The organism is Bartonella sp. 11B, from assembly GCF_002022625.1.
Taxonomy (GTDB): domain Bacteria; phylum Pseudomonadota; class Alphaproteobacteria; order Rhizobiales; family Rhizobiaceae; genus Bartonella; species Bartonella rochalimae.
On sequence record NZ_CP019783.1, the window covers coordinates 833,507 to 851,926 of the forward strand.

16 protein-coding genes and 1 pseudogene are annotated in these 18,420 nt (G+C 35.4%); 13 read left to right on the forward strand and 4 right to left on the reverse strand.

Annotation, left to right across the window (positions count from 1 at the left end; translation table 11 throughout):
- Positions 1–139 precede the first annotated feature (139 nt).
- Together Bho11B_RS03530 and Bho11B_RS03535 are read left to right on the forward strand one after the other, a co-directional pair.
- Positions 140–826, forward strand: a complete 687-nt coding sequence (locus Bho11B_RS03530; RefSeq protein WP_035006008.1) for a nitroreductase — start codon at positions 140–142, stop codon at positions 824–826.
- Between the two features lie 316 nt (positions 827–1,142).
- Entirely contained in the window at positions 1,143–2,540 is a 1,398-nt protein-coding gene (locus tag Bho11B_RS03535; RefSeq protein WP_035006007.1) for an L-serine ammonia-lyase, read from the forward strand.
- 364 nt (positions 2,541–2,904) lie between these two features.
- On the opposite strand, the gene Bho11B_RS03540 is transcribed toward Bho11B_RS03535, so the two are convergent.
- From Bho11B_RS03540 to Bho11B_RS07365, 4 genes are all read right to left on the reverse strand, one after another.
- The gene (locus Bho11B_RS03540) at positions 2,905–3,180 is read right to left on the reverse strand and encodes a hypothetical protein (RefSeq protein ID WP_078673685.1); all 276 of its coding nucleotides are present in this window, start codon (positions 3,178–3,180) and stop codon (positions 2,905–2,907) included.
- A gap of 31 nt (positions 3,181–3,211) precedes the next feature.
- Entirely contained in the window at positions 3,212–4,561 is a 1,350-nt protein-coding gene (locus tag Bho11B_RS03545) for a D-alanyl-D-alanine carboxypeptidase (protein ID WP_078673686.1), read from the reverse strand.
- Between the two features lie 952 nt (positions 4,562–5,513).
- Complete coding sequence (locus tag Bho11B_RS03550; protein WP_078673687.1) at positions 5,514–5,948, reverse strand: HIT family protein; 435 nt, start codon at positions 5,946–5,948, stop codon at positions 5,514–5,516.
- A gap of 404 nt (positions 5,949–6,352) precedes the next feature.
- On the reverse strand, positions 6,353–6,442 hold the full coding sequence (locus Bho11B_RS07365; protein ID WP_153300821.1) for an F-box protein: 90 nt from the start codon (positions 6,440–6,442) through the stop codon (positions 6,353–6,355).
- 227 nt (positions 6,443–6,669) lie between these two features.
- Between Bho11B_RS07365 and Bho11B_RS03560 the strand changes: the two genes are divergently transcribed.
- The 11 genes and pseudogenes from Bho11B_RS03560 to lpxA all read left to right on the forward strand — a co-directional run bounded on the left by Bho11B_RS03560 (position 6,670) and on the right by lpxA (position 18,418).
- Positions 6,670–7,506, forward strand: a complete 837-nt coding sequence (locus Bho11B_RS03560) for an EipB family protein (RefSeq protein WP_035005999.1) — start codon at positions 6,670–6,672, stop codon at positions 7,504–7,506.
- 173 nt (positions 7,507–7,679) lie between these two features.
- Positions 7,680–8,480, forward strand: coding sequence for a 30S ribosomal protein S2 (rpsB, locus tag Bho11B_RS03565; RefSeq protein WP_035005998.1), 801 nt, complete (start codon positions 7,680–7,682; stop codon positions 8,478–8,480).
- Between the two features lie 103 nt (positions 8,481–8,583).
- Positions 8,584–9,507, forward strand: coding sequence for a translation elongation factor Ts (tsf, locus tag Bho11B_RS03570; protein ID WP_078673688.1), 924 nt, complete (start codon positions 8,584–8,586; stop codon positions 9,505–9,507).
- A 145-nt stretch (positions 9,508–9,652) separates the two neighbouring features.
- Entirely contained in the window at positions 9,653–10,372 is a 720-nt protein-coding gene (gene pyrH / locus Bho11B_RS03575; RefSeq protein WP_035005994.1) for a UMP kinase, read from the forward strand.
- Positions 10,373–10,409: 37 nt separating this feature from the next.
- Positions 10,410–10,970, forward strand: coding sequence for a ribosome recycling factor (gene frr / locus Bho11B_RS03580; protein WP_035005993.1), 561 nt, complete (start codon positions 10,410–10,412; stop codon positions 10,968–10,970).
- Between the two features lie 462 nt (positions 10,971–11,432).
- Positions 11,433–12,242 carry a phosphatidate cytidylyltransferase gene (locus Bho11B_RS03585; RefSeq protein ID WP_035005991.1) on the forward strand — a complete coding sequence of 270 codons (810 nt, stop codon included), beginning with the start codon at positions 11,433–11,435 and terminating at the stop codon, positions 12,240–12,242.
- Positions 12,243–12,262: 20 nt separating this feature from the next.
- A pseudogene (locus Bho11B_RS03590) lies at positions 12,263–13,431 on the forward strand (RIP metalloprotease).
- A 169-nt stretch (positions 13,432–13,600) separates the two neighbouring features.
- Complete coding sequence (gene bamA, locus Bho11B_RS03595; RefSeq protein WP_035005990.1) at positions 13,601–15,997, forward strand: outer membrane protein assembly factor BamA; 2,397 nt, start codon at positions 13,601–13,603, stop codon at positions 15,995–15,997.
- Positions 15,998–16,064: 67 nt separating this feature from the next.
- The gene (gene lpxD / locus Bho11B_RS03600) at positions 16,065–17,111 is read left to right on the forward strand and encodes a UDP-3-O-(3-hydroxymyristoyl)glucosamine N-acyltransferase (RefSeq protein ID WP_078673689.1); all 1,047 of its coding nucleotides are present in this window, start codon (positions 16,065–16,067) and stop codon (positions 17,109–17,111) included.
- A 1-nt stretch (position 17,112) separates the two neighbouring features.
- Positions 17,113–17,580 carry a 3-hydroxyacyl-ACP dehydratase FabZ gene (gene fabZ / locus Bho11B_RS03605; protein WP_035005988.1) on the forward strand — a complete coding sequence of 156 codons (468 nt, stop codon included), beginning with the start codon at positions 17,113–17,115 and terminating at the stop codon, positions 17,578–17,580.
- A 22-nt stretch (positions 17,581–17,602) separates the two neighbouring features.
- On the forward strand, positions 17,603–18,418 hold the full coding sequence (gene lpxA / locus Bho11B_RS03610; protein ID WP_035005987.1) for an acyl-ACP--UDP-N-acetylglucosamine O-acyltransferase: 816 nt from the start codon (positions 17,603–17,605) through the stop codon (positions 18,416–18,418).
- The last annotated feature ends 2 nt before the right edge of the window (positions 18,419–18,420 follow it).

The window sequence follows — 18,420 nt, forward strand, 5'->3', positions numbered from 1 at the left end:
AGATAAAGCATGTAACCAACAAATTTGCCTTATCCAGTGTACTAGAGATCCTAAATTAGGAAGTATAAGAGTTTTTTATTTTTTTCATTAAAGAAGAGCGGCATTTAAATTATCTTTCATATAAGAGAAAGTAAGTACAATGAAGGGTTCTATTGTTGATGTTTTTCAATCTGTTTTATCACGAAAATCAATTCGAGCTTTCACTGATCAACCTGTTAAGCGAGAAGTAATTGAGCAAATATTAAGATTTGCAGCACGGGCTCCATCTGGAACAAATCTTCAACCCTGGAAAGTGATTGTTTTGACAGGGGAAGCGTTGCAGAAAGTTGGAGAGGAGCTTTCACAATTGGTATTATCGGGTATAAAAGGGGAGCGTGAATATCAATATTATCCACGTCAATGGCGTGAGCCTTATCTTTCTCGACGTAGAAAAGTTGGTTTAGATCTTTATAAAAGTCTTGGAATTCAAAAAGGTGAGCAAGAAAAAATGTTACGCCAACAAGCACGGAATTTTTCATTTTTTGGTGCACCTGTTGGATTTTTATTCACAATGGACCAAGATATGGAGATTGGGAGTTGGCTTGATTTAGGTATGTTTATGCAAACCATTATGTTAGTTGCGCGTGGCTTTGGATTAGATACGTGTCCCCAAGCTGCATTTGCTGATTATCATAAGCAATTATGTGCACTTTTGTCAGTACCTTCCGAAGAGCGTATTATTTGTGGTATGGCTCTTGGTTATCGTGATGCAAATGCTCCAGAAAATAATTTTGAGACTGAGCGCGAACCGATCAGAAACTTTGTGCGTTTTATTCAGTCATGTTAGGAGTTATTTTTATTTGTTTGAGTATAAAATGAAGAATTACACAAAATGTTTTATGAAACTTTTCATTTTACATTTTATTTTAATATTGCGTCTTAATACTTATTTTACTATATTTCATATAGTGAGATGGGGGTGTTTTAGGTTATTGTTTACTCCTTAAGGGTTAGATATGGAAAATGCTATAGAAAAGGATTGCTGGATGGTAGCAAGACGTGCTACGTTCATGTTTGTAGCTATTATTTTTTTTATTTACTTTACAATTTAATTTTAATGAAAAACGTGTACTCAAGATCCGCGTTTGATTTTGAGATGGGCGGTGTTTTTATCTGTTTTTGAAATTTTTAAGATTGGCATTGGTCCTTCTAGTTCTCATACAATGGGTCCAATGCTAGCTGCTAATATGTTTTTGCAGGAGATTATTGCAAGGAATCTTTCTCAGCCATCGCGTCTTAAGATTTCTCATATTCGAGTTTATCTTCATGGTTCATTAGCTTTTACAGGAATAGGTCACGCTACCGATAGAGCTGTTGTATTAGGGCTTTTAGGGGAAAAAGCATCTACTGTTGATCCTGATTGTATAGGGTTGCTTTTTGAACAAGTGAAACGTGAAAAAAAAGTATGGCCAGAAGGTCATCCTGTTTATCGCTTTGATTTAGAAAGTGATCTCATTTTTGAAAGAAAAAGGATTTTGCCTGGACATGCTAATGGTCTCGCATTTGAAGGGCTTAATGCTGAGGGAAGTGTTCTTTTACGACAGATTTATTATTCTATTGGTGGTGGTTTTGTTGTAACTGAGGATGAATTAAATCGTGCAGATTATAACACAAAAGTAAAAACATCACAGGTGCCATATCCCTTTGATTCGGCTGATAAAATGTTATCAATGGCTAAAGCTTCGGGTTTTTCAATTGCTGAAATGAAACGTATAAATGAAGAAACCAAAATGGACCGTGCTGCTTTGAATACTGCACTTGATGAGATTTTTTCTGCTATGATAAATTGTATTGATAGGGGGCTTTTACAAGAAGGTGAGTTACCAGGTGGATTATGTATCCCAAGACGAGCTAAAAGACTTCATGATAAGCTGTTGGAGGATCAGAAAAAAAATTGCAATAAACCACTTTTAGCAAATGATTGGCTTTCTGTATATGCTATGGCAGTAAATGAAGAGAATGCTGCGGGTGGTCGTATTGTTACGGCTCCGACAAATGGTGCAGCTGGTGTTGTATCTGCTGTTTTGCGCTATTATACTCAATTTCATGATGGTGCAGATAAAGAGGGAATTCATAATTTTTTATTAACAGCAGCAGCTATAGGTGGTATTATTAAACATAATGCTTCTATCTCTGGTGCTGAAGTCGGCTGTCAGGGTGAAGTTGGAGCAGCGTCTGCTATGGCAGCAGCAGGGTTGACAGCTGCATTGGGTGGAACGCCAGCGCAGATTGAAAACGCAGCTGAGATTGCTCTTGAGCATCATTTAGGTATGACGTGTGATCCAGTTTCTGGTCTTGTTCAGGTTCCTTGTATTGAACGTAATGCGATGGGTGCTGTTAAAGCTGTAACAGCCTCTTCTCTTGCTTTGCACGGTAATGGAAACCATTTTGTTTCTCTTGATACTTGTATTGAAACAATGCGTCAGACAGGGCATGATATGAGTGAACGTTATAAAGAAACAAGCAAAGGTGGTCTTGCGTTGAATGTTTTATCTTGTTAAATCATTTAGTGTGTAAGAAAGTCATCAACCTAGTAAAGAAATTCAATAATATCAGTAATGTATGCTTTCTTACTTAAGCAGTAATGCACTATTAAGAAAGTTTTTAAGTTATTGAGTAGAAATACTGAATATTTTTGTTAATTTCTATAGGATTTTCTTTTCTGATAATGAAAAATACAATTGAGTTTTTTAGGTCTTAATAGACTAAGGAAATATAATATTTTTCTATTCTCAGCTTTTATTGTAAGGATAATATTATTTTAAAACTGACAGTAAAAAATGTCAGGCTCATTATAATCTTTATAGATTTTAAGATAAGAATTATTCAAATTTATAAAATATTTTTCTGAAATTTAATTGTAAACTATTTATTTGTTGCTCCTAGGCGGAGTTTAATAGGTACATTGCCAGTTTTACTTGCGACACGTAAGTGGATATGTACAGAAGGCATGGCTAAACGACGATTTCGAGTTGTTTGGCAAATGAGAAGGCTGACAAGAGAATGAGTATTCAATGTAGTTGAGTTATGTTTTAAATTAGCTAGTTTTGTTGCAGCTTCGTGAAGTGATCGTAATGAAAGAAGAGATGGTTGTTTGAAAAGCTTTTCTTTTTCAGATGGGTTAGTAGCATTATGTGTCATAGCACTATCCTTAACATGGAATTCAAAATTTTTAATAAGCTACAGTATAGCAGTTAAAATTTGCTTTCTTTAAAGCCATACAAGTATTCAGTGCAGCTTTTTTTGATGGAAAGCCAATAAATCGAGCGCGATAATAATGATGTCCATCTTTTTGAAAAGGTTGCATCTGCGGAGATGCATATCGTAAGGTAGAATGAGCAGCATTTGTTGCTTTTGAAAGCATGATCTTAGCTTGCTTTTCACTAGGAAGAGAGCCAATTTGGATAGCCCATCCACTATTTTTAGATAAAGAAGCAGAAATAACTGTATTCATTTTAACAGTCTCAGTTTTGTGAGGATTAGGAATTGGTATAATAACCTGGTTTACGGCAGCTACAGCTGTATTAGAATCGTTAGGCTGTTCTGCAAGTGCTGTTAAAAGGCTAGAAATTTCATCATCAGAATTAATTAAATTGTTTTTTGTAAGAGGTATAGGTGTAGCAGCTCCAGTAGGTAATTTATAGCGAGCAGTAGCCACCAAATGTTCATTACTCTCTACACGGCTTGCTTTTGGCAAATACTGCTTTAATAAATTAGCCATGTGAATGTTACGTGTATTAGATGATTTTCCTCCCATAACGACAGCAACAACAGAACGTCCATTGATACGCATTGATGTTGCTAAATTAGAGCCTGACATTTGTGTATAGCCTGTTTTGATTCCGTCAACACCTTTTATTGTTTTGATTAATGTATTATGGTTATTAATTGTCTGTCCACGAAATGTAAAATGTGTTGTTTTAAATAGCTTGTATTGTTCCGGAAAATGTCTACGTAAGGCTAACGCTAAGGTGGCCATGTCTTGCGCTGTAGAATAATTACGTGTATCTGGGAGGCCTGAAGCATTGGCAAAATGAGTATTTTTCATACCAAGTGTGCGCGCTTTTATTGTCATCATTTGAGCAAATTTTTGTTCACTTCCACCAAGATATTCGCCAATAGCGGTAGCTACATCATTTGCTGATTTTGTAATAAGAGCTTTAGTAGCGGCTTCTATAGCAATTGTTTGTCCTGCCTTAATACCAATTTTTGTTGGTGGGCGTGTTGCTGCATAATTAGAAATAGGAATGGGTGTATTTGGTGTTACGCGACCGTTTTTTATAGCTTCAAAGATCATGTATACTGTCATCATTTTTGTTAAAGAAGCAGGATAACGCTTTAAAGTTGCATTGGCTTGAAATAATGTCTTTCCTGTATTTGCATCTATAACAATAGCTGCATATTTATCAGGATAAGCTTCTTTAGGAGTGGCTATTGCCCAAGAGCAAAAAATAACTAAAACAGTGAGAGCAATTCCTACTTTTTTATAGCAATGCACAATTTCTGACCAGTTGATATACACTTAATAACATCCTATTTATGCTAAAAGTTTTTTATTAATATTTACATTTTTAGTTGATTTTATATAATTTAAACGAATGATATTACTAATTTATTTATAAACATCATTTTATGAATTTTTATACCCAATTTAATCTAATTATAAAAAATATCGCCGTCAGAGAGGGCTTTTATTCTATGTGTAATCACATTACAATAATTGTAATTTAAATTCATAATGAAATTATCTAAATAAAAAGATTATAATAATGAAAAAGGCAAAAATTGGGGAATAAAAAAATTGTCGCTATTATACATTATATTATTCAAAATTTTAAAGGTTTAAATTAATTATATTTAAGGATCTTTTTATAAAGATCATTGACCAAAATTTTTAAACAGTTATCATTATTAAATGATGTTGAGAAGATTCATCCAAAATTATTTAATATTTTATTGTCGATGGTACATTATAGTCAATTAACAGAATAGAATAGTAAGAAAATTTGATTATTGTATATTTTAATTATGCTATTAGTGCTTAACTCAAATATAGCACAATCAGGTCGTTGAAGTTGTTGAAATGTATCGCAACGATGCTAATATATAAGCAACTAATTAGTTATCTATATCGAAATTTCATAATTAGTCCGATACTATTGTTTTATTTGAAATTTATCTCAATTAATCATCAGTTAGACTGTGCAAAAATCTACTTTTTAGCTTAAGGCACAGTTGATGGATCGAGACGCCAATTTTAAAATAACTAATTTTATAATAACTGGTGAAATTTTATTTGGTAAACTATGAAATAATAGTACAATCAGTATAATTATCTTCAAATTGGATGGAGGAGAAGGGGAGCTGTTGCTAAAACTTCACCTTCTAGTATGTTTACTTGTCTCAAAGTGGGAAAAGTTGATAGTATTTCATTTGTTTCTGTCAAAGAGACAGATCAGAGGAACTTTTGCAATCTAGGGGTGCATTAAAAGGGCTGCTCGGATTTTTTTTGCATTTTCTTCAAGTATTTCTGTGGGTGTTATTACATTGGTATGGGCATTGAGCTCTACTCCTTCCATACGCGGTATAATATGGAAATGAAGATGGTAAACTGTTTGTTTGCTAGCTGCTTCATTAAATTGCATAACGGTTACTCCATCTGCTTCAAAGGCTTTTTTTACTGCTTTGGTGATTTTTTGAACAGCTTTAATAACTGGAAATAATATTTCAGGATCTGCATCCAATAGATTTCTACAGCTTTTTCGAGGAATGACTAGCGTATGACCTTCCGCTTGAGGCATGATATCCATAAATGCAATAATATCTTTATTTTCATAGACTCTAATAGATGGAATTTCATTACGAATTAATCGAGCAAAAATATTATTATTATCATAAATTTGTTGCATGAAGCATTTCCTTTGATAGCGTCCTTAATCCAGAAAGAGTGTTAGTTACAATGGTTTAGATCTTAAAGCAAAAGAAGAAATGTGAAAACTTGGTAGAATATGAATGAATTTTTTGTTTTTATCTAAGATATTAGATTTCTATAAAGAAGGGCTTCTATTTCTACTCGATCATAGGAAGAACAGCAACCCCAATAGCAGAGCAAGCATGTTTTCCAGGCTCATCACCAAGGAGGTTTACAAGTAGATCAGAAGCTCCATTAGCAACGAGAGAAATATTGGTAAAGTTGGAATCTGCTGCAACAAAGACGCTGATTTTAAGTACTTTTTTATTTTATTTAAATTACCAAGGGCTGTTTTTATTTGTGCAGGGAATAGCTTACACTTGTGCTGAGTTTTGGGCTTGTTTATTGTTGACAGTTGCAGCAATTTTCCCAATTTCTACTGGTTTTCATTAGTAAGAGGTAACTGACTAGAGATAAAAAGCTGATTACCATTTTGTAATACTATTACAGTTTGTAACAGGTTGTAATACTTCAAGAATAATAGTGTTGAATTTTTCTAAATGATTTTCAATTGATTCGGTCATATTTTAGTCTCATGATTATTATATAATAACCTGCTGCATAGTTTTGATTTAATGAAAATGCTGTCGTTAATTAAGGTAGAAGCTTTTCTTGTTTTTGATTATTTGATGGGTATGAGATAAGTCTGGAAGTTAAGAATGCTTAAGTTGTTGTTTATAATAGGTTTTTATATTATTTATTTATGTTCTGTAAGAGCTGAAGAAGCTATTTTTTTAGCTCCTCATCGAGTAGTTTATGATTTTCAGATGGATAATGCTTCTTGGGATCCGGTCGTTATAGGAATGTCTGGGCGCATGGTTCATGAGATCAAGGGGTCTGCATGTCAGGGATATACAACACATACTAGCCTTGGTGTTCGCGTTTATACGGAAGGTATGCCTGTTCGTTTAATGAGTCAGGAGGTAAAAACTTATACAACAGGTGATGGTCACAGATTCCACTTTGACATAAAAAAGGTAATGGAAAAAAATGTGGGAAAGAGTACCGAAGGAATTGCTGAGCTTACTAAAAATGGAACTTTAGTTAAATTAAAGAAACCAGAAGAAAATGTGTATAGGCTTGAGAAAGCTGATTTTCCAATTACAAGCCTGAAAAATATTATTCGACACGCAAAGGCTGGTCATCGTTTTTATAATACAACTTTGTTTGATGGAGATAATGGTGGCGATAGAGTGATAAAAGAAAGTGTTGTTATTGGAGAAAAGAAAAAGTCAGTATCTGATTCTGAGATAAAGGAATTGAAAAAATTAGATGAGAGTGGCTATTGGCATGTTATAGTTTCTCATTTTGATGATACAAAAAACAAGGATGGTTTACCGATTTATCGTCAGAGTTTTCATTTATATGAAAATGGTGTAGTGCGTCACTTGCTTATAGATTATGGGGATTTCTCAATACGTTTAAAATTGAAGAGTCTTCAATTTCTCGATGAGAAAAATGATCTGCATAACTGCAAACTTAATAACATTAAATGATGTGCAGAAAATAACTTGAAAAAAAATCAAATGTTATTATGGTAGCATTATCTCACACGCGGATTTTTGGGTGTTTACGGAGTGATTCTAGTGCAGAGTGATTCTGGAAAATGTCCACCGGTAGTAGGCTTGCTTACTTTTTCCGCGGAGGTCAAACCGGAAAGGATAAAATTATGGCATTACCAGATTTTACTATGCGCCAGCTTTTAGAGGCGGGTGTGCATTTTGGTCACCAGACGCATCGCTGGAATCCAAAGATGGCTCCCTATATTTATGGTCAGCGTAATAATATTCATATTATTGATCTTTCTCAGACTGTTCCACTTTTACATCAAGCGCTTAAGGTTGTTTCAGATACAGTTGCACGTGGAGGGCGTGTTTTATTTGTTGGCACTAAACGGCAGGCATCTGATATTATTTCTGATGCAGCAAATCGCTCTGCACAATACTATGTTAATGCACGTTGGCTTGGTGGTATGCTAACAAATTGGAAAACAATTTCTAATTCGATCCATCGTTTACGAAAGTTGGATAAAACTCTTTCTTCTGGGGTGCAGGGCTTTACTAAAAAAGAGCGTTTAAATCTTGAACGTGATCGTGAAAAACTTAATCGTGCGCTTGGTGGTATTAAAGATATGGGATCTGTTCCAGATCTTATGTTTATCATTGATACGAATAAAGAGAATATTGCTATCCAAGAAGCGAAGCGTTTAGGTATTCCAGTTGTTGCTGTTATTGATACTAACTGTGATCCTGATAATATTGATTATCCAATTCCGGGTAATGATGATGCTTCGCGTGCAGTTACTTTCTATTGTGATCTTATTGCGCGTGCTGCTCTTGACGGTATTGCTCGTCAGCAAAGTACGATGGGAGTTGATTTAGGAGCTCAAGTTGATGCGCCTATGGAGCCTGTGTTAGATGTGCCTGTGGAGCCTGTTTTAGAAGATTCGGCTACTGTTACTGAAGAATAATTTGAAAACTTCTGTTAAAGCACTTTTTTTATAGAAAAGGTTTTGAGTGTGCGTTGGATTTCTCTGTACGCGCTTTCATTATTATCAAATTAAAGAGGAAAATATGAGTATTACCGCTGCACAAGTGAAAGAACTTCGAGAATTATCAGGTGCTGGTATGATGGACTGTAAAGCAGCTTTAGCAGAAAGCAATGGTGATATGGAGGCTGCAGTTGATTGGCTTCGTAAAAAAGGAATAGCCAAAGCAGACAAAAAGGCTAGCCGTACAGCAGCTGAGGGGTTGATTGGCGTTTTATCAAAAGGTTTAAGTGCTGTTTTGGTTGAAGTTAATTCTGAAACAGATTTTGTTGCTCGTAACGATGCATTTCAGGAAATAGTGCGCAATGTAGCAATTGCTGCTTTAGATACGAAAGGAGATGCTGAGTCTGTTTCTGTATCTGTTTATCCAGGTTCTAAAGAGACTGTAGAGACAGTTATTAAAGATGCAATTGGTACAATTGGCGAGAATATGACATTTCGTCGTTCAGCTAAATTATCTGTTACTGATGGTGTTGTTGCTTCCTATATGCATAATGCTGTTGCTAATGGTCTTGGTAAGCTTGGTGTTTTAGTTGCTATTGAGACTTCTGGGAATAAAGAAGCTGCTGCTGCTTTTGGTCGTCAAGTTGCTATGCATATTGCTGCAACTAACCCATTAGCATTAACAGCGCAAGATATTGATGCTAGTGCTATTGAACGGGAAAAGTCGATTTTTTCAGATCACGCACGTCAATCTGGAAAGCCTGAAAATATCATTGAAAAGATGGTGGAAGGGCGCATGCGCAAGTTTTATGAAGAAGTGGTTTTGCTTTCTCAAGCTTTTGTTATGAATCCTGATATTACTGTTGAAACTGCTTTGAAAAATGCAGAGCAATCCATTGGCGCACCAGCTAAAATCACAGGCTTTATCCGTTTTGCTTTAGGCGAGGGTATAGAGAAAGAAGAGTCTGATTTTGCTGCAGAAGTTGCAGCTGTAGTTAAGAGCTAGTTATTTTCCGAATTATTTGTTAGAAACATCAAATTATAGCACAATAAATATTAAAAATTGTAATTATTTCAGGGGTATTACGTGACAAGATGGTGCCCTTAGTGTATCGAAGACAAAAAGTACAAATGCTTTTTGGGAGATTGTAATGACATTAGCTCTTCGATATAAACGTGTCTTATTGAAAGTGTCTGGTGAAGCACTTATGGGAGGACAAAGTTTTGGCATTGATGTTTCAGTTGTAGATCGTATTGCTACTGATATTGCTGAAGTTCGAGCAATGGGCGTAGAGGTTGCTATTGTTATAGGTGGAGGTAATATTTTTCGTGGCGTTGCTGTTGCTTCACGTGGTGTGGATCGTGTAACTGGCGATCATATGGGAATGCTTGCAACTGCTATTAATTCTCTGGCATTATGGACATCATTGACGAAATTAAAGATTGAATCAGTTGTTTTATCGGCAATTGCTATGCCGCAAATTTGCGAAAGTTTTTCGCAGCGCAAAGCAATAAGCTATATGAATCAAGGAAAAGTTGTTATTTTTGCTGGTGGTACAGGTAATCCATTTTTTACCACTGATTCTGCAGCTACTTTACGTGCAGCAGAAATAGGTGCAGATGTGTTGTTGAAAGGAACACAAGTGGACGGTATTTATTCTGCAGACCCTAAAATAGATCCCATGGCTAAGCGTTTTGATAAATTAACGCATATTGAGATTTTACAAGGGGGGTTATCTGTTATGGATACAACAGCTGTGACTTTAGCACGTGAGAATAATTTACCTATTATTGTATATTCTATTCATGAAAAGGGTGGCTTGGCTAAGGTGTTGAATGGAGAGGGACAGTTTACGATAGTATCAGAATGAAAGTGATTTTCAGGATACAATGAAGGGAAGCATAAATATGGATATAACACTAATTATGGATGATCTGAAACGTCGCATGGAAGGTGCTATTTCATCTTTTAAACATGAATTAGGTAGTTTGCGGACTGGGCGAGCATCGGCTAGTTTATTAGAACATTTGACAGTTGAGGCTTATGGCTCTATTGTTCCAATAAATCAAGTTGCCAATATTTCTGTTCCGGAATCACGAATGCTGTCAGTCTCTGTATGGGATAAAACGATGGTTGGGGCTGTTGAGCGTGCTATTCGTGATTCTGGTCTTGGTTTAAATCCTATTACTGATGGTGTGAATTTGCGTATTCCTTTACCTGAATTAAATGAAGAGCGTCGAAAGGAATTAGTAAAAATTGCATATCAATATACAGAGCAAGCTCGTATTGCTGCTCGCCATGTTCGTCGTGATGGTATGGATAATTTAAAGAAGTTAGAAAAGGAAGGAAAAATTGGACAAGATGAAGCACGTAGTTTGTCTGAGAAAGTTCAAAAGCTTACGGATGAAACTATAGCTGAGATTGATAAAATTTTGGTTTTGAAAGAAACTGAAATTATGCAGGTTTAGATTTTTATCATTGGACAAGGATATCATATTCTTGTTATCTGCCATTTACTATAGATTAAGAGAATGGTAAAAATATATTATTTCGCAATTTTTTTGATAATCTTTTAATTCTTCAGTAAATGACTTACGATTGTAATAATAAAATATCTTATGTGAACAGAATATAGATATCAAATTTAATTATTTGCGTAAGTTTTTCATGAGTAATGAGCAGAAGTTTTCTGATTTTTAAAATTGGGTAACATATTTTAACTCTCTTTTCTTTTTGTTTTTATTTTAATTTTAATCGATAAAATTTTGAAGTAATTATAGATGATGTTAGTTTTATAAGTGTCATTTTTTATCGAATTTTACTATCATTATTAGTAAATCTTAGAAAAGTACGGGTATAAAATATTGCATAGAAAATTTTGGATATTATCTCTTCACTTGATTCTTCTTTTTTATCGTTTGGAGATTGTTTTGTCTAATCTTATGTCTCGCATTCTGACAGCCATTATTTTGGGTACTATTACTTTGTATCTAACGTGGTGTGGCGGAACTTTGTTTTTTTTGTTTACGTGGGGAATTGGTGGTTTTATTCTTTATGAGTGGATTGATATCACTGAAGAGAAATGGGGCCTCTTACAAAAAATATTAGCTAGTGTTTTTTATTGTGTTTGTGGTTTCTTGTTGATTTTTAGTACATCTGCTTCATTAGTGTTCAGTGTTTTAATGATTCTAGCAGTATTGTTAGCTCTCCTGTCTATTGGGAATGCTGGTTGGATTTTTGGAGGATTTATATACGCATCTTTTCCAGTAGTGGCTTTGTCTTGTTTACGAGGCTACGATTTATTGGGTTTTTGGAGAGTGATTTTTTTATTTGCAGTAGTGTGGAGTACAGATATCGCTGCGTATTTCGGTGGTCGTGTCTTTGGTGGCCCGAAGTTAGCACCACGATTTTCTCCTAACAAAACATGGTCAGGGGCAATCGTTGGAACACTTGCTGGGCTTTCTAGTGGCATAGTGGTTGTGATTTATGTTTTTGGTATCAGTGCAGTGAATTATTTTGTATTCTTCCTTGCTTTAATATTATCCATTATTTCACAAATAGGTGATTTATGGCAATCATGGCTAAAAAGGCGATTCTCTGTTAAAGATTCTGGTTTTTTATTACCTGGACATGGAGGATTTATGGATCGTATGGACGGGTTGGTGGGTGCTACTTCTCTTTTTTATATAATTGGCTCGTTTATGTTTGATATGAATACTCCTTTAATCTTTTTTATGTGATTTTATTGGAAAATGATACTTTGGAATTTTTAGGTCATATACTTAATGTGGGTGGTCTCTTTTTAAGAGGCTTAAATGTTATTTTTACCATTTTAATTATCGTTTTTGTACATGGGATGGGACATTATCTTATTGGAAGATGGTGTGGTATTCGGGCGTCTGTTTTTTGATTGGATTTGGATCAGAATTTCTGAGTTATACAGATAAGAGAGGTACAAGGTGGTGTTTAGAGCTTTTTTTATTAGGAGGATATGTAAAATTCATTGAAGATAATAATGGACTAACATCATCGTCCAAATCATCTTCATTTACACCTGGTTCATTTATGGGCGCTCATGCTTGGAAAAGAGCAATGACTGTTTTTGCTGATCCCTTATTCAAGGTTTTTTTTTACTGTTGTTATTTTAACATTTTTTCTTTTTTTATGGACGTGTAGTTGTTGAACCGGTTTTTGGTTATCTAGAAAAAGATTCTTCAGTTATTCAAGCTGTTTTAATACGGGGGAATCATTTTGGTTGAAATGGATGGTAAACAGATTGAAAGTTTTGGAGATTTAGTAGCTTATGTAATTTTACATGGTAGAGATTCTATAGAATTAAAATAGAGTATGTGGATCAAATTTTAACGGTATTAATTAAACCTATAGTAATCAAGCGAGATGATGGATTTGGCAATCAGGTTTAGGTCGATATGATTGGTGTGAGAGTTTCTATTGTTTTCTATAATTCTGAGCGTTTAGATCCAATTTATAAGAAACATATTTGCTATAATTGGATAGAATCAATAGCAGAGTCATTAAAGAGTACAACATTGATTATTATCCAAAAAAATCTTTTTTAGTTGTTTAATCGGTGTGCAAGGAAGACCATTGCCAATTAAGCGGTCCCTCTAAAACTGTTTAGATTGCTTGGAAAATTAGTGAAACAGGTTTGTCCTCTATGTTGCATTTTACAACTTTTTTTCAATTCGCATTGGGCTTATTAATCTTTTTCCTATTCCACCGCTTGATGGTGAACATTTATTGTTTTATATTGCTGAAGCTATGACTGGTAAGTCAGTTCCAGCTAAAATTCAGGAAATTGTTTTTCGTATAGGATTTTTTATTGTCATTGTATTTATGATTTTTGTGCTATTTAATGATTATTTTGTTGGTTTTGCTATTATTTATGGAGAATATTGTATAAATTGAGGAATAATTAAAGATTAGCAGGTTGTTTACTATATTCGCAAGATATTGTGGCGTAGTAAGCTAGGGATGGTAATTAAGTGCATAAATAGTTCCTAATAAGGAGTTGCTGTAACTTAACTTATAGGGATATGTGCCTAAAAACAAAGAGAGTATTAAGGTGAAGAGGCTAATGACTGCGAATTCGAGATTTTTAAACGCAACATCTGCATTGGTGCTAGCTATAGTTGCAGTTGTTCCAGCAGCAGCTGTTATGTCAATTGCAATGGTTGAGGAAACACAAGCATCAATTGTTCATTCTATTGAAGTTCGTGGTAACAAGTATGTAGCTGCTCAGACTATTAGAGATAATATGAGAATTAAAGCTGGAAGAAATTTTTCTGAAGGCGATATTGATGCTGAAGTGAAACGTCTTTTTGAGCTAGGATTATTTTATGATATTAAAATAAATCAGGTAGGCAATAAGCTTGTTGTAGCCGTTAAAGAATATGAGGTTGTTAATCGGATACTCTTTCAAGGGAATAAAACATTTAAAGATCCTGATCTTAAACGTTTCATTACTCTAAAACAAAATGAAACTTTCAGTTCTGATAAGCTTTCAGCCGATATAAAAGTGATTCGTGAAGCATATAAGACTGTTGGTCGCAACAATGTTTCTGTTACAGTTCAAACTATTAATTTGGGTAAAGGACGTGTAAATGTGGTTTTCAATATCGTTGAAGGCCAGAGGACAAAGATTGCCGATATTACGTTTCAAGGGAATAATACATTTGGAGTGCGTCGTTTGCGTGATGTGATTTTAACGAAGCCTTCAGGAATATTTTCGTTATTGTTGAAGGGTGACGTTTATACAGAGGATCGTCTAGCTGCAGATGAAGAGGCCCTTCGCCGTTTTTATTATAGTCGTGGTTATGCTGATTTTCGCGTTATTTCATCTAAGGCAGTTTATGATGAAAAAAATAATGCCTATAAAATTCATTTTATTCTTGATGAAGGGGCATGCTATAAAATTGGTGATATTCAGATTGAAAGTGATATTGCTGGAGTTGATACTCAGTCTCTGAAAAAGATTATTAAAACTCGTACAGGCGATGTTTATAATGCGGAACATGTTGAGCAGTCTGTAGCAATTATTAATAATAAAGTTGCTGACTCTGGATATGCCTTTGCTAAAGTTGATCCAAGAGGAAACCGTAATTTTAAGAATAATACAATTTCAATTGTTTATAACATTGAGCAAGGTCCTCGAGCGTATGTCCAGCGAATTGAGATACGTGGTAATGAAAAGACTCGTGATTATGTTATTCGGCGTGAACTTGATTTAAATGAAGGCGATGCTTACAATCAAACAATGGTGCAACGTGCAAAACGTCGACTAGAATCTCTAGGATTTTTTAAATCAGTTAATATTTCAATGGTTACGACCGATCAACCTGATCAGGTTACATTGGTTATAGATGTAGTAGAAGTTCCAACAGGAGATCTTTCTTTCTCTGGAGGGTATACGACAGGTGGTACGAGTCCAGGTATGTCACTTGAAGTATCTGTCACTGAGCGTAACCTTGGAGGGCGTGGTCAATATGTACGTTTGGGGTTAGGGGCTGGTCAAGAAAAATCTCGTAATTATAATTTATCGTTTGTTGATCCTCATTTCTTAGGTTATCGTTCATCTGCGGGTCTTGATATTTTTCGCAGTACTTATCGCGCTGATAAAGCATATGATGTACGGCAAACAGGTGGCTCGCTTCGATTTGGGTTGCCAATTAATGATAAATTATCTGCTAATTTAGCTTATTCTTATGTACAAGAAGAATATGATTTTGGTGCACAATATGATTTAACTGATGACCAAGTCGTAAAAGAATTGTACGGAAAATATTCTGGTGCAATCGTTCAAGCTGCTAAGCATAGCCCTTGGCATCGCTCGTCTATTAGTTATGGTTTAACTTATAATTCCATCGATGATATGAAAAATCCCCATGATGGTATATATGCTCGTCTTCTTCAGGAATATGCAGGGCTTGGTGGAGATGCGCAGTTCTTGAAGACAACTGGTAAGGCAATGATGTACAAGACACTCTCTGATCGAATGGATATGGTCAGTTTATTTTCTGTTGGAGCGGGTTATATATATGGAATAGGAGATGATGGTCTTCGTATTTTTGATATGTTTAAAAGCAACAATGATATGATTCGAGGCTTTAAATATAATGGAATAGGGCCGCGTCAGGTTTCTCAGTTGGGTGAAGTGTATTTCTTAGGTGGTACAACATATATGAATGGAACTGCTGAAGTGCAATTTCCTATACCTATTGTTCCTGATAGTTTAGGATTCCGTGGTGCTGTATTTTTAGATGCTGCGACACTTTATGGTAATAATTATAAGCCTGTTTTGAAAGATGAAACGCCAGTTACAAATTCTCATAGTTCATGGCGAACATCTGCAGGTATTAGTTTAATGTGGGAATCTCCATTTGGTCCGTTGCGTTTTGATTATGCTTGGCCATTAACTAAGCAAGAAGGCGATAATGTACAAAATCTGAACTTTGGTATTTCTACTAAGTTTTAATTTGGATTTTCTCTAAGAGAGTAAACTTTAAGGGAAATTACATTAGACCGGGAGAGAGAGTATTTTGATGGCGGATACATTTTTTTTTACGCCGTCTCGGCGGTTGACAGTTGCTGACGTAGTAAAGTTGACAGGTGCGAAGCTTCTTAATCCAGAGTTTTCTAATACAGTTATAGATACTCTTTCTTCTGTAGAGAGTGCTGGGGAGGGCTCTCTTGTTTTTATAGAGAATCGAAAGTTTTCTGATGCTTTATTAGGGAGCTCTGCGGTTGCTGTCTTTTGTACGAGTGATATTGTTTTTAAAGTGCCTGAAACTATTGCAGTTTTGGTGACATCTACACCGCAACGTGATTTTGCTCAAGTAGGACGTATTTTATTTCCTGCTTCTGTTAGGCCAACACCTTGGTTCGGTCAAAAAGAAATTTCACCGCATGCTCATATTCATCCAAGTGCTAAACTTGAAAATGATGTGTGTGTTGAGGCAGGAGCTGTTATTGGTAGAAACGTTGAAATTGGTTCGGGTACTCTTATTTCATCAACAGCTGTTATTGGAGAAAATTGTCGTATTGGACGTGATTGCTATATTGCTCCTAAGGTAACAGTTCAATATTCTTTAATCGGTGATAGAGTTTATATTTATCCTGGTGTTTGTATTGGGCAGGATGGTTTTGGTTACGTTCGAAGTGCTATTGGTGTTGAAAAAATTCCTCATCTTGGCCGTGTGATCATTCAAGATGGTGTAGAAATTGGTGCAAACACAACGATTGATCGCGGTACATTTGATGATACAATTATTGGCGAGGGGAGCAAAATTGATAATTTGGTGCAGATTGCTCATAATGTGAAAATTGGTCGTTATTGCCTTATTGCTGCTCAATGTGGAATCGCTGGAAGCACATCTATAGGAGATATGTCTCAGCTGGGGGGAAGTGTTGGCATTGCGGATCATATTACAATAGGTGAATGTGTTCAAATTGCTGCTGGCAGTGGTGTTATGAATGATATTCCAGATGGAGAGAAATGGGGAGGCAGTCCAGCACGGCCATTTAAACAATGGTTTCGCGAAGTGGCAGCATTGCGTAGTATCGGAAAAGTAAAAAGGGAGAAACGGTGATATGACCGATACTGAAGAAACTAAAAGTCTAGAATCTATGGATATTGATAAATTATTGTCAATATTACCACATCGTTATCCATTTTTATTGATCGATCGTATAATCGAAATTGATGGTGATCAAGAAGCTATCGGCATTAAAAATGTAACAATTAATGAACCCCATTTTACGGGACACTTTCCTGAAAAGCCAGTTATGCCTGGTGTTTTGATTTTAGAAGCTATGGCACAAACAGCGGGAGCGATTTCACTTTTAAGTTTAAATAGTAAGGAATTAGGCTTAGTTTATCTTATGACTGTTGATAATGCGAAATTTCGTAAACCGGTTACACCCGGTGATCAACTGAAAATTCATGTCCGATTATTAAAAAAACGGTCAAATATTAGACGTTTTTTATGTATTGCAAAAGTAGAAGATGTTCGCGTTGCTGAAGCAGAAGTTTCTGCAATGATTGTTGAATCAAAGTAAATAATGTAATAGGAATGTGGGAATGTCTGATACAAAAATCCATCCAACTGCTTTTGTAGAAAAAGGAGCGCAACTTGGTAAAAATGTATCAATAGGGCCGTTTTGTCATATTGGTCCAAAAGCTGTAATTGATGATGGATGTCATTTAATGAGTCATGTTGTCATAATGGGCGAGACAGTGATAGGTGCGAATAGTAAGATATTTCCTCATGCAGTTTTAGGTGCAGAGCCACAGAATAATAAACATAAAGGGGGGCATACAACTCTTTTTATTGGTAAAAACTGTATGATTCGTGAGGGTGTTACGATGCATAGAGGCTCGGATTCAAGCTCAGGAACAACAGTTGTTGGTGATAATTGTCAATTCTTTTCTTATTCTCACGTTGCACATGATTGTTGTGTAGGAAATCATGTGACATTCGCAAATAATGCAATGATTGGCGGTCATGTTATAGTTGGTGATTATGTTATTATTGGTGGTGGTGCAGCTGTTCATCAGTTTGTTCGTATCGGACATCATGCATTTATTGGTGGTGTATCTGCATTGGTTGGAGATTTGATTCCTTATGGAACGGCTGTTGGTGTACAAGCGAGACTTGCTGGACTCAATATTATTGGTATGAAGCGTGCTGGTCTTGCACGTAAAGAGATTCACGCTTTACGTCACGCAGTTTCTATGCTTTTTGATCGCAATAAACCGTTTAAAGAACGTGTTAATGACGTTTTTTCTTCTTATTCTACTTCGCAATCTGTAATTGATGTAATTAATTTTATTCAAGAAAAGGGAAAACGTTTTTATTGTACGCCTAAATTTGAAGATAACGTGATAGATTCATAAGG